At 40.6% G+C, this 19,060-nt stretch carries 18 protein-coding genes; 9 read left to right on the top strand and 9 right to left on the bottom strand.

Annotation, left to right across the window (positions count from 1 at the left end; all coding sequences use genetic code 11):
• Positions 1 to 35 precede the first annotated feature (35 nt).
• The 5 genes from hemL to LY624_RS04200 all read right to left on the bottom strand — a co-directional run bounded on the left by hemL (position 36) and on the right by LY624_RS04200 (position 6,939).
• Positions 36 to 1,316 (bottom strand): glutamate-1-semialdehyde 2,1-aminomutase, encoded by a 1,281-nt coding sequence (gene hemL / locus LY624_RS04180; protein ID WP_130151013.1) that lies wholly within the window; start codon positions 1,314 to 1,316, stop codon positions 36 to 38.
• A 71-nt stretch (positions 1,317 to 1,387) separates the two neighbouring features.
• A complete protein-coding gene (locus LY624_RS04185; RefSeq protein WP_237119640.1) occupies positions 1,388 to 2,404 on the bottom strand; it encodes an aspartate carbamoyltransferase in 1,017 nt (338 codons plus the stop codon).
• A gap of 104 nt (positions 2,405 to 2,508) precedes the next feature.
• Complete coding sequence (locus LY624_RS04190) at positions 2,509 to 2,943, bottom strand: CopD family protein (RefSeq protein WP_341803927.1); 435 nt, start codon at positions 2,941 to 2,943, stop codon at positions 2,509 to 2,511.
• Positions 2,944 to 2,964: 21 nt separating this feature from the next.
• The gene (locus LY624_RS04195) at positions 2,965 to 4,647 is read right to left on the bottom strand and encodes a chloride channel protein (protein ID WP_062570254.1); all 1,683 of its coding nucleotides are present in this window, start codon (positions 4,645 to 4,647) and stop codon (positions 2,965 to 2,967) included.
• A gap of 102 nt (positions 4,648 to 4,749) precedes the next feature.
• Positions 4,750 to 6,939, bottom strand: coding sequence for a diguanylate cyclase domain-containing protein (locus LY624_RS04200; protein ID WP_341803928.1), 2,190 nt, complete (start codon positions 6,937 to 6,939; stop codon positions 4,750 to 4,752).
• 371 nt (positions 6,940 to 7,310) lie between these two features.
• Between LY624_RS04200 and erpA the strand changes: the two genes are divergently transcribed.
• Positions 7,311 to 7,649 carry an iron-sulfur cluster insertion protein ErpA gene (gene erpA, locus LY624_RS04205; protein ID WP_062570256.1) on the top strand — a complete coding sequence of 113 codons (339 nt, stop codon included), beginning with the start codon at positions 7,311 to 7,313 and terminating at the stop codon, positions 7,647 to 7,649.
• A 726-nt stretch (positions 7,650 to 8,375) separates the two neighbouring features.
• Positions 8,376 to 8,615, top strand: coding sequence for a helix-turn-helix domain-containing protein (locus LY624_RS04210; protein ID WP_130151017.1), 240 nt, complete (start codon positions 8,376 to 8,378; stop codon positions 8,613 to 8,615).
• A 104-nt stretch (positions 8,616 to 8,719) separates the two neighbouring features.
• On the opposite strand, the gene LY624_RS04215 is transcribed toward LY624_RS04210, so the two are convergent.
• From LY624_RS04215 to LY624_RS04230, 4 genes are read right to left on the bottom strand one after another with little or no spacing between them, the layout of a single operon-like run.
• Positions 8,720 to 10,099, bottom strand: a complete 1,380-nt coding sequence (locus tag LY624_RS04215; protein WP_130151018.1) for an AmpG family muropeptide MFS transporter — start codon at positions 10,097 to 10,099, stop codon at positions 8,720 to 8,722.
• Positions 10,100 to 10,141: 42 nt separating this feature from the next.
• Positions 10,142 to 10,762, bottom strand: a complete 621-nt coding sequence (locus LY624_RS04220) for a peptidylprolyl isomerase (RefSeq protein ID WP_062570258.1) — start codon at positions 10,760 to 10,762, stop codon at positions 10,142 to 10,144.
• Positions 10,763 to 10,764: 2 nt separating this feature from the next.
• Positions 10,765 to 11,316, bottom strand: a complete 552-nt coding sequence (locus LY624_RS04225) for a YajG family lipoprotein (protein ID WP_341803929.1) — start codon at positions 11,314 to 11,316, stop codon at positions 10,765 to 10,767.
• A gap of 13 nt (positions 11,317 to 11,329) precedes the next feature.
• Positions 11,330 to 12,463 (bottom strand): methyltransferase, encoded by a 1,134-nt coding sequence (locus tag LY624_RS04230; protein WP_341804383.1) that lies wholly within the window; start codon positions 12,461 to 12,463, stop codon positions 11,330 to 11,332.
• 42 nt (positions 12,464 to 12,505) lie between these two features.
• Between LY624_RS04230 and LY624_RS04235 the strand changes: the two genes are divergently transcribed.
• From LY624_RS04235 to LY624_RS04265, 7 genes are all read left to right on the top strand, one after another.
• The gene (locus LY624_RS04235) at positions 12,506 to 13,093 is read left to right on the top strand and encodes an alpha-ketoglutarate-dependent dioxygenase AlkB family protein (RefSeq protein WP_130151020.1); all 588 of its coding nucleotides are present in this window, start codon (positions 12,506 to 12,508) and stop codon (positions 13,091 to 13,093) included.
• Between the two features lie 73 nt (positions 13,094 to 13,166).
• A complete protein-coding gene (locus tag LY624_RS04240; RefSeq protein ID WP_130151021.1) occupies positions 13,167 to 13,478 on the top strand; it encodes a BolA family protein in 312 nt (103 codons plus the stop codon).
• A gap of 110 nt (positions 13,479 to 13,588) precedes the next feature.
• Positions 13,589 to 14,782 carry an enoyl-ACP reductase FabV gene (gene fabV / locus LY624_RS04245; RefSeq protein ID WP_130151022.1) on the top strand — a complete coding sequence of 398 codons (1,194 nt, stop codon included), beginning with the start codon at positions 13,589 to 13,591 and terminating at the stop codon, positions 14,780 to 14,782.
• A gap of 349 nt (positions 14,783 to 15,131) precedes the next feature.
• A complete protein-coding gene (locus LY624_RS04250) occupies positions 15,132 to 16,475 on the top strand; it encodes a Na(+)-translocating NADH-quinone reductase subunit A (protein ID WP_341804384.1) in 1,344 nt (447 codons plus the stop codon).
• 4 nt (positions 16,476 to 16,479) lie between these two features.
• The gene (locus tag LY624_RS04255; protein ID WP_130052184.1) at positions 16,480 to 17,682 is read left to right on the top strand and encodes an NADH:ubiquinone reductase (Na(+)-transporting) subunit B; all 1,203 of its coding nucleotides are present in this window, start codon (positions 16,480 to 16,482) and stop codon (positions 17,680 to 17,682) included.
• Complete coding sequence (locus LY624_RS04260; protein ID WP_237119633.1) at positions 17,675 to 18,427, top strand: Na(+)-translocating NADH-quinone reductase subunit C; 753 nt, start codon at positions 17,675 to 17,677, stop codon at positions 18,425 to 18,427. The genes LY624_RS04255 and LY624_RS04260 overlap by 8 nt, the downstream gene beginning before the upstream one ends.
• Positions 18,427 to 19,059, top strand: a complete 633-nt coding sequence (locus LY624_RS04265) for an NADH:ubiquinone reductase (Na(+)-transporting) subunit D (protein ID WP_054554281.1) — start codon at positions 18,427 to 18,429, stop codon at positions 19,057 to 19,059. Before LY624_RS04260 ends, LY624_RS04265 begins: the two co-directional genes overlap by 1 nt.
• Position 19,060 lies beyond the last annotated feature (1 nt).

Consider the following 19,060-nt stretch of genomic DNA (forward strand, 5'->3'; position numbering starts at 1 on the left):
AAAAGCCCTTGCGGGCTTTTTTGTCTAATTATATTTTATAGCTTCGCGAATGCGCGTTCTGCTGCTGCTATGGTGTCGCTTATTTCTTGCTCTGAATGCTCTGCACATACAAAGCCTGCTTCAAATGCTGAAGGAGCAAGGTAAACACCTTCTTCAAGCATTAAGTGGAAGAACTTTTTGAAGCGCTCTAAATCACACTCAGTGGCTTGTTGGTAGCTCGTTACTTTTTCTTTGTCAGTAAAGAAGAAGCCGTACATACCGCCAGCGTAGTTTGTTGTAAGTGCAATGCCTGCTTTTTTGGCAGCGGCTTCAAAGCCTTCACAAATTGCTTTGCTCTTTGCTTCAAGTTCATCGTGCAGGCCTTCAGCACTTAAAAGCTCTAAAGATTTTAAGCCAGCAGCCATGGCAATTGGGTTACCTGATAACGTACCCGCTTGATAAACTGGCCCTACTGGGGCAATGTAATCCATGATTTCTTTCTTACCACCAAATGCACCGACTGGCATACCGCCACCGATCACTTTACCTAGGCAAGTTAGATCTGGTTTGATGTTGTAGTAAGCTTGCGCGCCGCCTAAAGCAACACGGAAACCAGTCATTACTTCATCAAAAATAAGTACTGATTTGTATTCATCACACACCTCACGCAAACCTTCTAAGAAGCCAGGTACAGGAGGAATACAGTTCATGTTGCCAGCAACTGGCTCAACGATGATACAAGCGATTTCGTCAGCGTATTTTGCGAAAATTGCTTTTACTTCATCAAGATTATTAAACGACACAGTTAAGGTGTGCTTAGCAAAGTCTTCAGGAATACCCGGTGAATTTGGAACACCCATAGTTAGCGCACCTGAGCCTGCTTTTACTAGTAGTGAGTCAGCATGACCGTGGTAACAGCCTTCAAACTTTAAGATTTTGTCACGACCAGTGAAACCACGTGCTAAGCGAATCGCACTCATTGTTGCTTCAGTACCTGAGCTTACCATACGTACTTTTTCGATTGATGGTACCAGCTCTTTTACTTTTTCGGCCATTAAGATTTCAGTTTCGGTTGGCGCACCATAGCTTAAGCCATTTTCAACGGCTTCTAATACCGCTTGTTTAATAGCTGGGTGGTTATGGCCCATGATCATGGGTCCCCATGAACCAACGTAATCGATATAACGGTTGCCATCAGCATCAAAGGTAAAAGGACCTTCTGCTTTAGTGATGAATAAAGGAGTACCGCCAACGCCATTGAAGGCACGAACTGGTGAGTTAACACCGCCTGGGATTGATTCTTGCGCGCGATTAAAAAGGTCTTGGCTAATTGTCATGAATAGTCCTATTGGGTTGTCACGTTAAATGAGTTGGTTTGCAAGGGCTCAAAGAGCCCAAACGAAGTAGCTTAGCTATTACGTTTACGGCTAAACCAAGGCACGTCGACTTCATATTGCTCAACTTTGTCGGCAACATCTAAGGTTAGAGCAAACAACGCCATGCGAATTAACACACCGTTTTGAACTTGGCGGAAAATTGCTAGGTTGTCGTTGCTATTTAAATCGTTATCAAGCTCGTTTGCTTCTAAACGGCTGTCACGAGGCAGTGGGTGCATCAGTACTGAGTTAGGCTTACAGTGTGCATTGTAAATTGCTTGACTGATACGAAAACCACCGCGGTATTTGTTAGCTTCTTCTTGTGAAGGGAAGCGCTCTTCTTGAATACGGGTTTGATACACAATATCGGCCGCCAAGTTGCCTTCCATTTTATCCACTACTTGAATTTTATGACCTGCGTTATCAACAGCATCTAAAATGTAGTCTGGCATTTGTAAGCCATCAGGTGCCACCATAGAGAACTTCACGTCTTTATAATGGCACAGTAATTTAGATAAAGAGTGCACAGTACGGCCATATTTTAAATCACCCACTAGGGCAATATGCATACCGTCGATACCTTGGTTGAAACGGCCAAGTTCACGTTCAATCGTTAATAAGTCAAGTAAGGCTTGAGTTGGGTGTTCATTTGCGCCGTCACCACCATTGATGACAGGTACATCACAACCGGTTGCAAACTCCGCAACTGATCCTGAATCAGGGTGACGCATCGCAACGGCATCAGCATACGCTGAGATAACGCGAGCGGTGTCATATAACGATTCGCCTTTGGCTAAAGCTGAGCTTTGCATGCCCGTTGTTTCGCGAACTAAACCACCCAGTAAGTTAAATGCCGTACCAAAGCTTACGCGAGTACGTGTACTTGGTTCAAAGAATAGGTTTGCTAAAATAGCGCCTTCTAATACATTGGTGCGCTTTTGCTTTTTAGCATAAGGCTCCATCTTTTTAGCAACTGCAAAAATACGTTCAATACAATCGCGGTCAAGCTGATTAACCGACAGAATATTTTCACCTTGGAAACTTAACATGGGGCTGTTCCTAATCACATTTATTAAGGCGCCGGCTCTCTATATGGGAGGCCGCATAAATTTGCGCCGTACTATAGCAAATTTTTAGCGTACACAGCAGCAAATTATAAGCTAGGTTTGATAATTGCTAGTGCGACTATTGCTAATAGAATAAGTACTGGGACTTCATTAAAAATACGATAAAAACGATCGCTGCGAGTATTACGATCATGTTTAAAGTCAGCCAGTAATTTGAAACAATAGCCATGATAGATATAAAGGATAATCACTAACACGAGTTTGTAGTGCAGCCACATACTGTATCTAAACCAATCTCGGCCATATTCAACAATGGTCAGTACGCCAAATACGAGTGTTAAAACGGCAAACGGCGTCACAAAGAACAGTAAACGGCGCTCCATTACTTTTAGCATTGAGTTGCAGGCTTTTTCTTCACTCATTGCGTGGTATACAAACAAGCGAGGAACATAAAAAATCCCCGCAAACCAAGCAATCATAAAAAATACATGAAAAGTTTTGTAAACTAATAGCGCGCTCATTGTTGTGTCCATTTTTAGTTGTTATAGCAAGCTGTTACGTATGGTAAGGATATGCCTGATTTGATCCCAACGCAAAAGCCCCATAATTTGCTGATTATCTAGTAGGTTATAAATATATACAGCGCCACTACGTTTATCTTTTAATAGATCAAATGCATCGGCAAGTGTTGCTTGGCTACTTAAACCATTCAAACTGACATACTTTATATTACTACTTTGGTCAGACATTAGGCTTAAGTCATACTCTGCAAGGCGATAGCCATTTTCATCATCATGAACAATCAATGGCGTTTGACTATCCAAAGCGTCTAATGACTCTTTTATTTGCTCTTTATCATCGCTGTATAGCAGCTTAAATTGCTCATCCATTTCTTCCATTACTCCAACCTTTTGTAGCGCTTCGGTTGCAGGGGATATTTGATATTCAAGCCCTTGAAAGTCTAGTTGCTGCATAAAGATAGAACGATTGCCAAAAAATTGCAGAGCAGTAACATACGCAGAAGAAATGACTAACATAGCAGGAACAATAATTTCAGGACTAGATGTAAGCTCCATCACCGTTGTTAGTGCTGCAAGAGGGGCGTGCAGGGTGGCTGCTAATAAGCCAGCCATGCCAAGCATGCTATAGGTACCCGCAATATCAGTTCCAGGGCTTATAAATTGGGCAAAAAATGCCATTAAGGTACCCATTAATACGCCTAAACCAATCACGGGGCCAATAATACCGCCTGGGATCCCCAGACCAATTGCAAATAATGTGGCAAGTAATTTAGCGATTAAAATTGTTGTTAAAAATTGCACATCATCAGGGGATTCAATGGCAATAGTGATAGCACTCATACCAGAGCCCATTGCATGAGGCACCATGTAGGCGATTAGCCCTGCAATTAAGCCTGCAAGTAATAAGCGAGGAAACATACTTAGCGGTTTAAAAGTGCGAATAATCAACATTAAATTTTGATTAAATGCATAAGCGACTGCACCTAGTGCCATGCCAAAAATAATTAAAAAAGGATAGTGCCAGCCACTAAGCGGGTTCATAGTGATAAGTGCAAGTTCCGATGCGTCACCAAAGACAAATTGAGTGGCAAGGGCACCTGTAACCGCTGCGAGCATAATAGGCACAAAAATATGTACTTTGTATTCTCTTAGCACTACTTCCATTACAAAAATAACGGCAGCAAGCGGGGTATTAAACGAGGCGGCAATGCCCGCAGCAACACCACAGCCGCTGAGTGTGCGCATGGCATTATGGGGTAAATGTAGTTTATCTGCTAATAAGCTTGCACCGGTTGCCCCCATATGAACAGAAGGGCCTTCTCGGCCAACAGAAAAACCACTGATTAGAGCCAGTGCCCCACCAACAAATTGATTGACTGTGTTATACAGTGGCATATGACCATAATGCTTTTTTATCCGGTGGATAACGAAAGGAATACCTAAACGGTAATGTTTAAAACCCGTTAGTGCTGCAAATAAAGCGATGACTAAGGCAGCACCAATAGGAAGAAGTACACGCTCTAGCGTGTCTAAGGTAGAGAAGTCATCGGGCTTTTCCAAAAAAAGACTTTGAAAAAACATAATTGTGAGGCGGAATAATATAATCAGTACTGCCGCAATTAATCCTGCGCAAACTCCTAGTAAGCACAATTGCACAGATGTTTTAGGCTTTGCTAGACGACGCCTCAGCGTTTCAAGCCACATGCATTTTTCCTCACAGCACCTTAGAGCCGCAAGTTTAGCAAATCAAATTCACTAAGTCCTTGTGATTTTGCAAAATTATCTCCTTTAAACGGATGTATAAAGTTACGGGGTATTCATCGTGGTTTTTTTAAGTGAACAATCTCGCTTTTGTTTATACATTTGCTCATCGGCTTTTTTAAGGAGTTCATCGAGAGATTTAGCATCGTCTGGATAGACTGCATAACCTACACTTGCACCTACTTGTAAATAACCTACTTCACAGGCTATGGGTGTTTCTATAGCATTGATTAGTCTAGTAAGAGCACGATTTATTTGTTCTTTATTTTCAATATCTGTGATGACTACAACAAACTCATCACCACCGATACGGGCTGTACAATCTGTTTTTCGCGCAGTTTCTTGTAATCGTTTTGCGATCTCTACAAGTACAAAATCACCTATTAAATGACCATAGGTATCGTTAATAGGTTTAAATTTATCAAGATCAAAGTATAAACAGCCTACTTTTGTGCCTGTTCGTTCTATACGAGCAAACTCATGCTTTAGGAATTTACTTAATGCACTGCGGTTAGCTAAACCTGTGAGGTGATCAGTTTGAGCTAGTTGTCTGATCTTTTGCTCAGCTAAAACTCGTTTGGTGATATCAAAATTAACACCAATCATTCGGTTCCCGTAGATTCTACCATCGGCATTTATATAACGAATTTGCCCACTGGGAAGAACAATCTGAAATTCAGCATGAAATTCCTCATTATTGAGCACTGCTAGTTTAAGTTTATTTGTAACGGCTTCGTATTCATCAGGATGAAGCGTATTAGCCCATGCGGCATAATTACCATTAAACTGAGATTTAGGGATCTCAAACAGGGTGTGCATCCAGTCATCCCATATCAATTCGTTGGTTTCAAAATTCCACTCCCAAATACCTATGTGGGCAGCATCTGCGGCCATTGCCATGCGTTGGTGTAAGTTCTCAAGTTCGGTTTTAGCTTGCTTAAGCTCAGTGACGTCTTCTGAAACATCGAGCAGATACTGTGCTTTTCCATGGCTATCTTTAATAGAGAGCTTGCGGGTGCGAAGGTAGTGAGTTCGGCCATCAATTGTAATAGGCTTTTCATCAACTGTGAGAATATCACTACTTGTGAGTACATCGCGATCTGTTTGCGCATAACTTAGTGCGTCTTCATTATTAAAAATGTCAAAATCGTTGAGGCCTATCAATTGCTCTTTTGTTTTTCCTAATAGTTGCTCGCCAGCCTTATTTACATGACTAAATGTTAAGTGTTTAGCTTCTTTTACAAACAACATGATAGGTAGGTTATCGAATATGGTTTGGGTGAATGCTTCTTGGTTGTGGATGTCACTCAAATCTTTAATTGTGGCAACGTACGGGCCCATATCTTTGTTGCCTATTGAGCTGATTGTCATGGTAATTGGAAATGCGCTTTGGTTCGCTCTAAGCGCATTTAATAATCTGCTTTTACTAAAGCTATTTGATTGCTGGAGCGTTGTTGATTCGGTGTTTAAGATTAGCTCGAGTTCAGCTGATTTATCTGCGATAAGTGTATAGATGTGCTTACCGATTAACTCATTTGGTTGATAGCCAAAAACAGGTAAAACAGCAGGGTTAGCAAATTCGATGATACCTGTGCTATCAAAGCTAATCACAACATCTTGGACTGTATTTAGTACCGCTTTTAGTTTAGCTGAGAGCAAGCTTCTCGCTCTAAGTTCCACAACACTCAGTACTAAAAGGCTTAACACCAATAGTACAGAAATAACAAGCTGAGCAAGCGTTGAACTATCGTGATTTGTAACATAGACAGTTTGCTCAGTTGTATAGACCGACATAGAGATCATACCGATATAATGCATACCGGAAATAGCGCTACCCATAATAACAGCAACGAGCATATTCATGCGTACTTGATGTGTTTTTTGGGCTTGTCGGAGGTCATTTATTTTTAGAGCAATGCCAGAAAGAATGATTGCTACAAAAATTGATAATGAAAACAACCTTGGCTCATAAGCCATATGAGCGGGCATCATCATTGCCATCATACCAACAAAGTGCATACTGCCAATCCCAGCTCCCATAAGAACACTTCGAAAAATAAGTCCTTTTATGTTGCTCAGTGAAGTTGAAAGCACGATATAACTGGCAAACACACTTGGCAGTACTGATACCAAGGTGATTGTGGTGTTGTACTCTACGTTTATCGGTAATCTATAAGCAAGCATACCGATAAAATGCATGCCCCAAATACCGATACCCAAAAAACAGGCTGCCATTATCGTCCATACTAAACTTTCATTTTTAAGGTGTGAGTTTTTGATTCGAGCAGAAAGTAAAAAAGAAACATAAGAGGCGAAAACGGCAGTAAGAACTGAGGCTATAACAAGCAAAACATCGTACTGTGCAGGGATTATTTGCGCACTATCTAAGTCAGAGTTTATGAAATGAAGCCTTAAATGGTCAATCACTATGATGATCCCTCACCGCTTACTTTAAATAATTAAAAAGTCGTACAAATTAACATTAGTTCAATGCAGATGGCTTAGCCAATGCGTACCTGAAAATACTTTTCAGCCGACAGTCGATACTTGATTAAAATACTCGGGTATTAGATAATTACAGTATTATAGATTTTGAGGGGTTTGGTATGTCTGAAGAGTTGCCAATTAAGTTCAGTGATGCAGCTGCTGTTCGCGTTAAACAGTTAATTGAAGAAGAAGAAAATCCAGATCTAAAACTACGTGTTTATGTAACAGGTGGTGGGTGTTCGGGTTTCCAATATGGTTTTACTTTTGATGAAAAAGCCAACCCTGGTGATTTAGAAATTGTAAAGAATGGCGTTACCTTAGTCATTGATCCTATGAGTATTCAGTATTTGGTTGATGGGACGGTCGACTACACTGAAGGACTTGAAGGGGCACGTTTTTTTGTAAACAACCCCAACGCTACAACAACCTGTGGATGCGGAGCTAGTTTCAGCGTTTAATTGAATATCTGAAAAGCCACATGATGTGGCTTTTTTATTGCCTTAATTTCTACACCATCCTGCCTTTATTCTTAGTGCTGATCTTAGCAATGGCTTTGGTTTTTCGTTTAGAAAAACTTTTTAAAATGAAAACAGCGTTAGTAGCAACGCTCTCCTTTCGTATATGACGATACAGTGAAGCTTGGCTTCGTTAATAAGTACTATTGGCAGGGGAGGGCTTATTAATGTTAGCCCTACTAGCTTTGGGTAACCTGAATCATTAATAAGAAAAAGCCTAATACCAGTGCAGAGGCGATTAAAATATACATGAATCCTCTTTTCCCTTGTTTAATTGGTATACGATTTTGCTTTAGAAATAGGTACCAGATGACACATAGTACAATTGGCAACAAAAATAATATTCGGAACATTTTCTAGCCTTTTTCAGTATTTACGTACACTTTAAGCATAAGTATGCAATTTTAAAAGCTATATTTTATATTTAACACGGTTCCAATTGATCAATTTTTTGGTACAGTTAAATAACTAATTATAGAGCATCTGCTTTAATTTTAGCTTTAAAACTAGACTTGCCAAGCAAAGCAGTCTATACCTGAAACGTGGACATTTGTATAATTATTAATTCACAGAAAAAATTATTAGTATATAATGTGTCCAAGAGTGAGACGGGCAAAATTTCACTCTTTAATTAATTAACTCAAATCATCTAGTAGGAGATGTATTTTTATGATGGGTAAAACAGTTTCTTCTGACGAAAACTCAAAACTAACGAAGTGGCTTAAAACAAAACGCCATGAGAAAGGCCATACAATGCGCAGCCTTGCTCAAGTTTTAGGAACGCCACATTCATTCATTGGTAAAATTGAAAACCAAGAACGTCGTTTAGATGTTATTGAGTTTATGCGTTACTGTGATGCTTTGGAAGTAGACCCATACGAAGGTCTTAACCTATTAAAAGACGCTTAATTTGCTGTTACTAATACATTTTTAGTAATACAATTAGTGCATGGATGCACTAAATAGTCATCCTCACTTTTCGGTAAATACCAATCACACCTTTATATTTTTTGTTAATTATCTCGATGATAATTGTTCTCTAACGCATAAAGCTTGTGGCGGATTAAAAATAAAAATACCAGCGAAGGAATTACCATGAGCGCTGTTAGCACAAAAAACAGTGCCCAGTTACCTAAAAGCCAATCATCTATCACAACACCACTGTAACTAGACAGGAGTGTTCTGCCTAAGTTTCCAAGTGACGCTAAAAGTGCATAATGAGTTGCACTAAAGGCGCGATCACACAGCATAGAAATAAAGGCGACCATTGCCACCAGTGACCAGGCCTGTGTAAATCCGTCAATGATAATTGCAAAGGCATAGAGGCTTAATTTAGGGCCTGCAATAGCAATCCAAGCAAATGCAAGGTTAGACGCTGCCATAGCAATGCCGCTAATGAATAAGCCTTTTACGATACCGTAGCGTTGATTGAATAGGCTACCGACGAAAGTAAAAGCGATGGTAAGAATTGCAGTGCCTACTTTTGAGAAGGTGGCAATGTCACTGTTGCTAAAGCCCACTTCTTTATAAAACACAATCGACATTCGCCCAAGGAAGGCTTCGCCAATTTTAAATAGGAAGATAAACGCTAAAAGTGCGAGCGCTGTTTTTACACCATTGCGTGCAAAAAAGGTTCTAAATGGATCAAACACGGTGACCGCTAACCAAGCAATTACTTTTGCAAATCGCGTTTGTTCTACACCCACAAGCTTTTGCTGATAGGTAGACTCAAGTTCAGCCTGAATAACTTCACGATTTGATTCGGGCTCTTTTGCCCAAAGTACACTACCCATTAATAGCAGCATGATAACGGATAAGAAAAAGTAAACTTGGGGCCAATCAATAGAGGGGATATCAGCCATGTAGAAGGGGAGCGCTCCTAGTAAAGCATAACCACTCCACCAACCTGATGTTGCCATGGCTGCAGCTGCCGTGGCTTTATGGCTTTCATTTTCACTTAAAGTATCGATACGAAACGCATCAATGGCGATGTCTTGAGTCGCAGAGGCAACCGCAATGACTAGGCACAGTGCGGCGGCAAACCAAAGATTCGCTTTGATATCGAGCCCTGCAAGTGAAAAGGTACCTATAAAAATGACTGACTGGCAGAGTAAAATCCAGCTGCGACGCTGACCAAGCCATTTAAATAAAACTGGCAGTTTTACACGGTCAACCAAAGGTGACCATAAAAAGTTAATGCTGTACGCCCCAAATACAATGCCAAATAGGCCAATCATACTTCGGCTGAGGCCTTCATCTTTTAGCCATGCAGACATGACAGAACCAATGAGTACCCATGGAAAGCCACTGCTGATCCCGAACAGAAAAATATTGATTAAGCGTTTGTCTTTAAAGTACGAAAAATACTCTGAAACAGAAAGCGTCTTTGTCATAGTACTGCCATGTGAGTGGGGCGATGAGCTCGCTTGTTATTTTTATAGTGCAGTGGGTTCAATCATTTTTACATTTAAGATAACCACAGGCGTTTTGGGTACAAAGCTGTAACCTATTTTTTCGTTATAAGCTGTTTCCACGCGCATAATTTTATCCAACGTTTCATAGCCATCCATAACCATGCCAAATACAGCAAACCCCCAGTCACGACCTGGGTTTAAATGATCATTATCATCCATATTAAAAAAGAACTGGCGTGTCCCTGAGTGCGGTTGTCTGTCTTGATAAGCCATGGCGATGCTATACATATCATTTTTTAAACCATTACCGCTCTCATTAAAGATAGGGTCGTATTCGTGTAGACCATCGTAATCTTTATCGTAGCCACCGCCTTGAATAACGAAATCTCGTTCGTTGTCTTCATCACGTTCTACACGATGAAATACACTCCCTTTATAGCTACCATCAGCGACATAAGTTAAGAAGTTGTTGACTGTGATAGGAGCGCGAGAACGGTCCATTTCTACGATGATGCTACCGAGTGTGGTGACAATTTCGACACGAGGAAACATGTTGTCTTTTTGGATGAACTTACCCTCAGTTGCACTAAAGGTGTTCTGGCTGAACAGTAAGATAAAACTAAGTATAAAAATGCGCTTCATAGTTAACCTTCCAAATAAGCGATTAATTCTGGGTCAGATACAATGCGGGTAATTAGTTGTTCAGTCAACTTATTCAGTTGACTCTCAATTTTTGCTCTATCGTGTCTTAATGGCCCTTCAAGGTTTGCACTGCCGCGGTAAACTTTACTAAAGTTACTATTACTTCTTATTACGCGAATACCCAGCTCAATATTGGCATGACTCGTGTGTGTCATCATTTTTTCAGTGACGATCGCTTGTAATGCGTGAATATCTAATTCAAATCGTGTTGTCGCAAGATTAGAAATACTGGCACCATTTCGGCTAAGGGCGCTATCAAGTGTGCTTTTTACTGACTCAGTCAGGCCTGGACTTGCCAGGGTTTTTACTTTATCTGATTCAATAATTTTTAGGGTTACATTATCACCACGCAAATCAATGACGCTGGTACTGATATTTGCATTGATTGAGGTAACCTTACCGCTTTTATAAACAGGGTTTAAGATCAGTTGGTTAGGTTGGTTACTACACGCTGTTAGCGCAACTAACATGCTTAAAAGAAGTATTTTTTTCATTTATATTGCTCCATTAAGTTGTCTTTTTTGCACTTAAAACAACAAACTTTTTATTTGAACCTAATAGTTTACAGTTGCCGAACATGCGTTTTAGTTTTTCATGATAATCGAGGTGACGATTACCTATTATTCTTAATTCACCACCTTGTTTAAGTGCCTGCTTAGCTTGTTTAAACATCTGCCAAGCAATGTGATCTGTGACAGCTTGCGCTTGATGAAAGGGGGGGTTGCACAAAACAAGATCTGCACTTTGCGGCTCAAAATCTGTTAAACAATCATTTTGAATAAATTCACAGTTAGCTAATTGCTCAGGTAAATTACTTTGTATATTTAGGCGTGCAGATTCAACTGCCATGTATGATTCATCAACAAAGGTTACATGTGCTTTGGGGCAGCGTTTGAGTGTCATCAGTCCAATCACGCCATTGCCACAGCCTAAATCAATGATGTGGCGTGCTTTACTGGTTTGTGGCAAGTAGTTAAAGAAAAAGCGAGCGCCAATATCTAAAGAATCACGCGAAAAAACATTGGCGTGATTTTGAATCTCAAACTCACAGCCTTCAAGTGGCCAGCTTACAGGAAATGCAGCTTGTTTATTGAGTTGGCTCGTTTTACTGATGATTAAGCGAGATTTTTTAACGGCTAAACTTGTTGATGTTTCGCCAATGAATTGGCTAAACGCTTTAATTGTCGAGTTATGAATGTCTTTGGTTTTGCCTGCTGCAAGTATGTCAACATCTTTAGGTAACGCGGCACTGATTGCAGCAAGTTGATGTTGTAAATAGCCTAAATTTCGTGGCACTTTTAAGATCACTAAATCAACCTTGTTTGGTAATGCCTCTAAAGAGTTTAATTGCGTCAATGAGCTTGTTTCTAAGCCATTTGCTTGTAAATTGTAATAGGTTGCTTGATGACTAATATACGAATCATTAACTGAATAAGTGGTTAATTGATTAAACGCACAAGCCAATGCACCAAAGCTGTCATTTAAAATCAGGATTGAATTTGCCTGCGCATGATGCTCCCTTACATAAGTGACAAGGTACTCATCAGCAGAGTCCCAAGCTTGTAGGCTGCGATTTTTTTGATTTAATGGAAAACGTTCTAGGGTATAGGTATTATCGCCGAGTTGTACTTGGGTGGTCATCATGGTTTTAGGGTAAGTATTTAAGTATGGGTAAATTCTAACATGCAACAGCCAAACGCCAAGCCTAATCATTTACCTGAAGGGTTTTATTATCAACAGAAAGCGTTGAGTGCTCAAAAAAGTCTCGATTTGTTTTATTTTTTACAGCAACATTTAAATTGGCAACAGCCCAATATCACTGTATTTGGTAAAACCCATCCTATTCCTCGTTTGCAGTGCTTTATCGCTGATGAGCAGGTTAACTATGCTTATTCAGGCACACAGCTTGTGGTTGAACCTTGGCCTGAGGTGCTTGATGCAATGCGAAGGCGCTTATCCCAACAATTACACATTCCATTTAATGCGTTATTGGTCAATTTATATCGTGACGGTCAAGATTGTATGGGATGGCATAGTGATGATGAAAAAGAGCTTGGTGAGCAGCCGACTATTGCGTCCATTTCACTGGGGGCTGAGCGGGTATTTAAAATTAAGCACAAACACAGTAATGAAAAACAAAGTATTGTGCTGCAAAGTGGTAGCTGCTTAATAATGAATGGCTTTAGTCAACGTGACTATCAACACAGCTTACCAAAGCAGCAAAGGCTAATGCATCCCCGTATTAACTTAACCTTTCGCTCGATAATATAAAATTATTGGTAAAATGAGTCATCCCCTTGATATAGTGACGACCAATTATTTTGCTATTAAAGGTCTATGACACATGTCAATGCAACAACAAATTGAGGAAAAGCTCGCAGCGGGTATTGAATGTAAGCACCTAAATGTTGTCAATGAAAGCCATATGCATAGTCGTGGCACAGAATCACACTTTAAGGTAATTGTGGTGAGCGAAGAGTTCGCTGGTAAGCGTTTACTTGCACGTCACCGTCAAATTAATGAATTATTACAAGATGAATTAGCGAATCATATACATGCATTGGCGATTCATACTTTTACGCCCGATGAGTTTTCTGCACAGCAAGGGCAGGCTCCTGAATCACCGAAATGTTTGGGTGGTTCGAAGTTCGATTAATCGTATGGTTTGATTAGTAATTTATACTTATATTACTGATCAGACCTGTATTTTAACTATTAGCCTTTAAACTAGCGCTAATTTTTATTGTGATAGATATAGGATGATCAATGGTCATTAAGCCTAAAATTCGTGGATTTATCTGCACTAACGCGCATCCAGTAGGGTGTGCTGAGCACGTACAAGAACAAATTAATTATGTGAAGGCACAGGGGCCACTGAGCAATGCGCCTAAAAATGTATTAGTAATTGGTGCCTCTACTGGTTATGGTTTGGCATCACGTATTACAGCTGCATTCGGTGGTGGCGCTAAGACTTTAGGCATCTTCTTTGAAAAAGAAGGTAGCGAGCGTAAAACAGGCTCAGCGGGTTGGTATAATACTGCGGCATTTCAAGCAGCTGCTGAAGAAGCGGGTCTTTGGTCTAAAAATATCAATGGCGATGCGTTTTCTAATGAAATCAAGCAAAAAGCAATTGATACGATTAAAGCTGACTTAGGTAAAATTGATTTAGTTATCTACAGCTTAGCGTCTCCTCGTCGCACTGATCCAAATACAGGTGAGACATACTCATCAACGCTTAAGCCAATTGGCTCAGATATCACAACAAAAAACTTAAATACGTCTAAGCGTGTGATTGATGAAGTAACCGTTGAAGCGGCAAGCCAAGAAGACATCGACAATACAATCAAAGTAATGGGCGGTGAAGATTGGGAAATGTGGATTGACGCATTAAAAGCAGCCGATGTCCTTGCTGATAACTTCAAAACAACAGCTTATACCTACATTGGTAAAGAGTTAACATGGCCAATTTACGGTCACGCAACGATTGGTAAAGCAAAAGAAGACCTAGATCGCGCAACACAAGCAATCAAAGAGTCTACAAAAGGCTTAAATGGTGAAGCGTATGTTTCTTCATTAAATGCAGTTGTGACACAAGCAAGTTCAGCAATTCCTATCATGCCTTTATATATCTCTGCGTTATTCAAAGTAATGAAAGCAGACGGCACATACGAAGGTACCATTGAACAAATCCATGCGCTATTCACTGAAAACCTTTACGGCGAAACGCCACGTTTCGATGACGGCGGTCATTTATTCCAAAACTACAAAGAGTTAGAAGACGATGTGCAAGCTCGTGTTCAAAAAGTGTGGGATACGGTAGACACAGACACCATTGACGAATTAACGGATTATGTGGGTTACCACAATGAGTTTTTACGTTTATTCGGTTTTGGTATCGATAGCGTAGATTACGAGCAAGATGTGAATCCTGATGTGGCGATTTCACAGCTGATTGATTAGTGATTAAATAACGCTGGTTTTGGAAAAGTCGCTTTTTTAAGCGGCTTTTTTGTTTTTAAGAGAAAATAAAACGGCATCAATAGCACTTTGGTCTATATTGAAATTAATTCAAATGGTTTTTTGTAGTCTAAATAACCACATCAGTCGTATAAATTTCATATTTGCTCTCGCATAGTCACCCTGATTGATGTTAAAATTCGGGCAATATATGTGAGGAGTTTACTGCGTTGCTTGTTTGGGTGTGAAACAAGCAGTTTTTAGATACTAAGAACTTAACTTGAGCATATCAAGAAGCGACGTGGTTGGTACGATTTTTCAGTTTCTTTCCGTTAATGTAATGCAAGTGCGTATGATCAACATAAAAAAAGGTCTGGATTTACCCATAGAGGGCGCACCTCAGCAAGTTATTCATGATGGTTCTGCCGTCAAACGTGTAGCTGTGCTAGGTGAAGAATTTATTGGTATGCGTCCAACCATGCATGTTCGTGTGGATGACCAAGTCAAAAAAGGCCAGGTACTTTTTGAAGACAAAAAGAACCCAGGCGTCTTATTTACTGCACCAGCTTCTGGGGTAGTTAAAGAAATTAATCGTGGTGCTAAACGTGTGCTGCAATCTGTTGTTATTGAAGTTAATGGCAGTGAGCAAATCACCTTTGACTCTTTCAAGGCCGACGAGCTTTCAAGCTTAGACCGTGAAAAAGTGAAAGAAGTACTAGTTCAGTCAGGTCAATGGACAGCACTACGTGCTCGCCCATTCAGCAGAGTAGCGGCTTTGGATGCAAATCCTAGCTCAATCTTTGTAACGGCTATCGACACTAACCCGCTAGCTGCAGATCCTGCAGTAATCATTGCTGAAAACACTGTAGCATTTGAAGCCGGTTTAGCTGTGGTATCTCGTTTAACTGACGGCAAAGTATTTGTTTGTAAACAAGCTGGTAGCCAAGTGCCTAGTTCATCAATCCCTCAAGTAGAAGTACATGAGTTTGGTGGCAAACACCCGGCTGGCCTTGTTGGTACACACATTCATCATTTAGACCCAGTTTCTGCTAGCAAACAGGTTTGGCACTTAGGCTACCAAGACGTTATTGCGTTTGGTAACTTATTCCTGACAGGTGAAATCTTCACAGACCGTGTAGTTTCGCTTGCTGGTCCGCGTGTTAAAAACCCACGCTTAGTAAAAACTCAATTAGGTGCATCATTAGATGATTTAGTTGCTGGCGAATTAGAAGACGGTGATAACCGTGTAATTTCTGGTTCAGTGCTTTCAGGCGCTACTTCACAAGGTCCACATGCTTTCTTAGGTCGTTACCATGTTCAAGTATCTGTATTACTTGAAGGTCGCGAAAAAGAATTCTTCGGTTGGATTGCGCCTGGTGCTAATAAGTTCTCTGTAACACGTACCTTCTTATCTCACCTGACTCCGAGCCGTCTATTTAACATGACGACTTCTACAGGTGGTTCGAACCGTGCCATGGTACCAATTGGTAGCTATGAGCGTGTTATGCCTTTAGACATCTTACCTACACTATTATTACGTGATTTAATCGCACGTGATCTTGATGGTGCAATTTCGTTAGGTGCGCTAGAGCTTGATGAAGAAGATTTAGCGTTATGTACTTTCGTTTGTCCAGGTAAATACGAGTACGGTTCAATCCTGCGCGATTGCTTGACTACGATCGAGAAGGAAGGCTAGAGAGATGGGTTTAAAGAAATTTCTAGAAGATATTGAGCCGCATTTTGAACCGGGTGGTAAACATGAAAAGTGGTATGCGCTTTACGAAGCTGCTGCAACTATTTTTTATACACCTGGTTACGTAAATAAAGGCAAAACACACGTTCGCGATAACATCGACCTAAAACGTATGATGATTTTAGTGTGGATGGCGACGTTCCCTGCAATGTTCTTTGGTATGTTCAACATCGGTCATCAGGCCGCGGGTGCATTAGCACAAGGTTTTGAACTGGCAAACACATGGCAAGTTGGTCTGTTCCAATTATTTGGCGGTGAATTAACTGCTGACTCTGGTTGGGGCGCGAAAATGTTTTACGGGGCCTGCTTCTTCCTACCAATATACGCAGTAACGTTTGCTGTGGGTGGTTTCTGGGAAGTGCTATTCGCTTCTGTGCGTAAGCACGAAGTAAATGAAGGTTTCTTCGTAACATCTGTACTATTCGCACTCATTCTGCCGGCAACAATTCCTTTATGGCAAGTTGCATTAGGTATTACGTTTGGTGTTGTAATCGCTAAAGAAATCTTTGGTGGTACAGGTCGTAACTTCCTCAACCCTGCGCTTGCTGGTCGTGCGTTCTTATTTTTCGCATACCCTGCACAAATTTCAGGTGACACAGTATGGACAGCAGTAGATTCATTCTCTGGTGCAACTATGCTTGGTCAAGCTGTTGTAGGTTCACTTGATTACAGCAACATGGAACTATGGTGGAATGCGTTCTACGGTTTCATTCAAGGTTCTGTAGGTGAAACGTCAACATTAGCATTATTAATCGGTGGTTTATTCCTGATTTATGTGCGTATTGCTTCATGGCGTATCGTGCTAGGTGTATTCCTAGGTATGGTTGCAACGGCATTCTTACTAAATACAGTTGGTTCTGAAACTAACGCAGTATTTGCGATGCCTTGGCACTGGCACTTAGTGCTTGGTGGTTTTGCATTTGGTATGTTCTTTATGGCAACAGACCCAGTATCTGCATCATTCACAGACAAAGGTAAGTTCGCTTACGGTGCGTTAATCGGCTTTATGGTTGTAATGATCCGTGTTGTTAACCCGGCATTCCCAGAAGGTATGATGCTAGCAATCTTATTTGCTAACTTATTTGCACCATTATTCGATCACTTTGTAGTGCAAGCTAATATCAAGCGGAGGTTGGCACGTAATGTCTAGTAATAACGAATCAATCGGCAAAACGCTAACCGTTGTTGTTGCACTATGTTTAGTGTGTGCAATCATCGTATCGTTTGCTTCAGTTCAGCTTCGTCCTTTACAGCAAGCTAACAAAACTCAAGATATTCAACGTAATATCCTAGCGGCAGCTGACATTGACGTTGAAGGCTCTGTGTCAGAGACTTTCAATGGTAAAATTGAAGCGCGCGTTGTAGATATGGATACTGGTGAATTTGTTGAGGGTGCAGATCCTAACTCATTTGACTTCGAGAAAACTAAATTCGACCAAGCGCGTAGCTTTGCGTTGAAAGAAGAGGGAATTAAAGACATCGCGGGTATTCAACGCATGACTAAGAATTCACCTGTTTATATCTCGAAAAAAGCAGATGGTTCTACTGATGCAATCATTCTACCTATCCAAGGTTATGGCCTTTGGGGTGTAATGTATGGCTTCTTAGCGCTTGAGAGTGATGGTGAAACTGTTAAGAACATCAATTTCTTCAAGCACAACGAAACGCCTGGTCTAGGTGGTGAAATTCAAAATCCACAGTGGACTGCTAAATGGCAAGGTAAAGAGTTACCAATCAATATCATGAAAAGTGGTGCAAGCAATGAACATCAAATCGATGGTCTTTCTGGCGCAACATTAACTTCAAATGGTGTTGATCATACAGTTGACTTCTGGACTGGCGAGCATGGCTTTGGTCCATTCCTTGCGAAAGTACGTGAAGGAGCGTTGAAATAATGGCTGATACTAAAGAAATGAAGTCGGTCCTATTTGGTCCGGTATTCGCAAATAACCCAATCGCACTACAAGTACTTGGTATTTGTTCTGCGCTAGCGGTAACATCAAGCTTAAAAAATGCACTTATCATGTCAATCGCATTGACACTTGTAACAGCATTCTCAAGCTTGTTTATTTCGTCAATTCGTAACCACATCCCATCATCTGTACGTATTATCGTGCAAATGACGATTATTGCATCATTAGTAATCGTGGTTGATCAGGTATTGCAAGCATTCTCTTATGCAACGGCAAAAGAGCTTTCAGTATTCGTTGGTCTAATCATTACTAACTGTATCGTAATGGGTCGTGCTGAAGCATACGCAATGAAGTCACCACCGTTAATGTCTTTCTTAGATGGTATCGGTAATGGTTTAGGCTACTCAGTAGTACTACTAACTGTTGGTTTCATCCGTGAGTTATTCGGTAAAGGTTCACTATTCGGTGTTGATATTATCCCACTTGTACAGAACGGTGGCTGGTATCAACCAATGGGTCTATTGATTTTACCACCGAGTGCATTCTTCATTATTGGTTTATTCATCTGGGTACTTCGTACCTTCAAGAAAGACCAAGTAGAAGCAAAAGCGTAAG

This window comes from Pseudoalteromonas sp. N1230-9 (genome assembly GCF_032716425.1).
In the GTDB taxonomy this organism is placed as follows: Bacteria; Pseudomonadota; Gammaproteobacteria; order Enterobacterales; family Alteromonadaceae; genus Pseudoalteromonas.

Coding starts and splice junctions, on each gene's coding strand:
- LY624_RS04225 (WP_341803929.1), bottom strand. CDS start 11,316: ATGAAAAAAATACTTCTTTTAAGCATGTTAGTTGCGCTAACAGCGTGT.
- erpA (WP_062570256.1), top strand. CDS start 7,311: ATGTCTGAAGAGTTGCCAATTAAGTTCAGTGATGCAGCTGCTGTTCGC.
- LY624_RS04260 (WP_237119633.1), top strand. CDS start 17,675: ATGTCTAGTAATAACGAATCAATCGGCAAAACGCTAACCGTTGTTGTT.
- LY624_RS04215 (WP_130151018.1), bottom strand. CDS start 10,099: ATGACAAAGACGCTTTCTGTTTCAGAGTATTTTTCGTACTTTAAAGAC.
- LY624_RS04195 (WP_062570254.1), bottom strand. CDS start 4,647: ATGTGGCTTGAAACGCTGAGGCGTCGTCTAGCAAAGCCTAAAACATCT.
- LY624_RS04200 (WP_341803928.1), bottom strand. CDS start 6,939: ATGGCAGCCTGTTTTTTGGGTATCGGTATTTGGGGCATGCATTTTATC.
- LY624_RS04220 (WP_062570258.1), bottom strand. CDS start 10,762: ATGAAGCGCATTTTTATACTTAGTTTTATCTTACTGTTCAGCCAGAAC.
- LY624_RS04255 (WP_130052184.1), top strand. CDS start 16,480: ATGGGTTTAAAGAAATTTCTAGAAGATATTGAGCCGCATTTTGAACCG.
- LY624_RS04185 (WP_237119640.1), bottom strand. CDS start 2,404: ATGTTAAGTTTCCAAGGTGAAAATATTCTGTCGGTTAATCAGCTTGAC.
- LY624_RS04190 (WP_341803927.1), bottom strand. CDS start 2,943: ATGAGCGCGCTATTAGTTTACAAAACTTTTCATGTATTTTTTATGATT.
- LY624_RS04210 (WP_130151017.1), top strand. CDS start 8,376: ATGATGGGTAAAACAGTTTCTTCTGACGAAAACTCAAAACTAACGAAG.
- LY624_RS04240 (WP_130151021.1), top strand. CDS start 13,167: ATGTCAATGCAACAACAAATTGAGGAAAAGCTCGCAGCGGGTATTGAA.
- LY624_RS04250 (WP_341804384.1), top strand. CDS start 15,132: ATGATCAACATAAAAAAAGGTCTGGATTTACCCATAGAGGGCGCACCT.
- LY624_RS04265 (WP_054554281.1), top strand. CDS start 18,427: ATGGCTGATACTAAAGAAATGAAGTCGGTCCTATTTGGTCCGGTATTC.
- LY624_RS04235 (WP_130151020.1), top strand. CDS start 12,506: ATGCAACAGCCAAACGCCAAGCCTAATCATTTACCTGAAGGGTTTTAT.
- hemL (WP_130151013.1), bottom strand. CDS start 1,316: ATGACAATTAGCCAAGACCTTTTTAATCGCGCGCAAGAATCAATCCCA.
- fabV (WP_130151022.1), top strand. CDS start 13,589: ATGGTCATTAAGCCTAAAATTCGTGGATTTATCTGCACTAACGCGCAT.
- LY624_RS04230 (WP_341804383.1), bottom strand. CDS start 12,463: ATGACCACCCAAGTACAACTCGGCGATAATACCTATACCCTAGAACGT.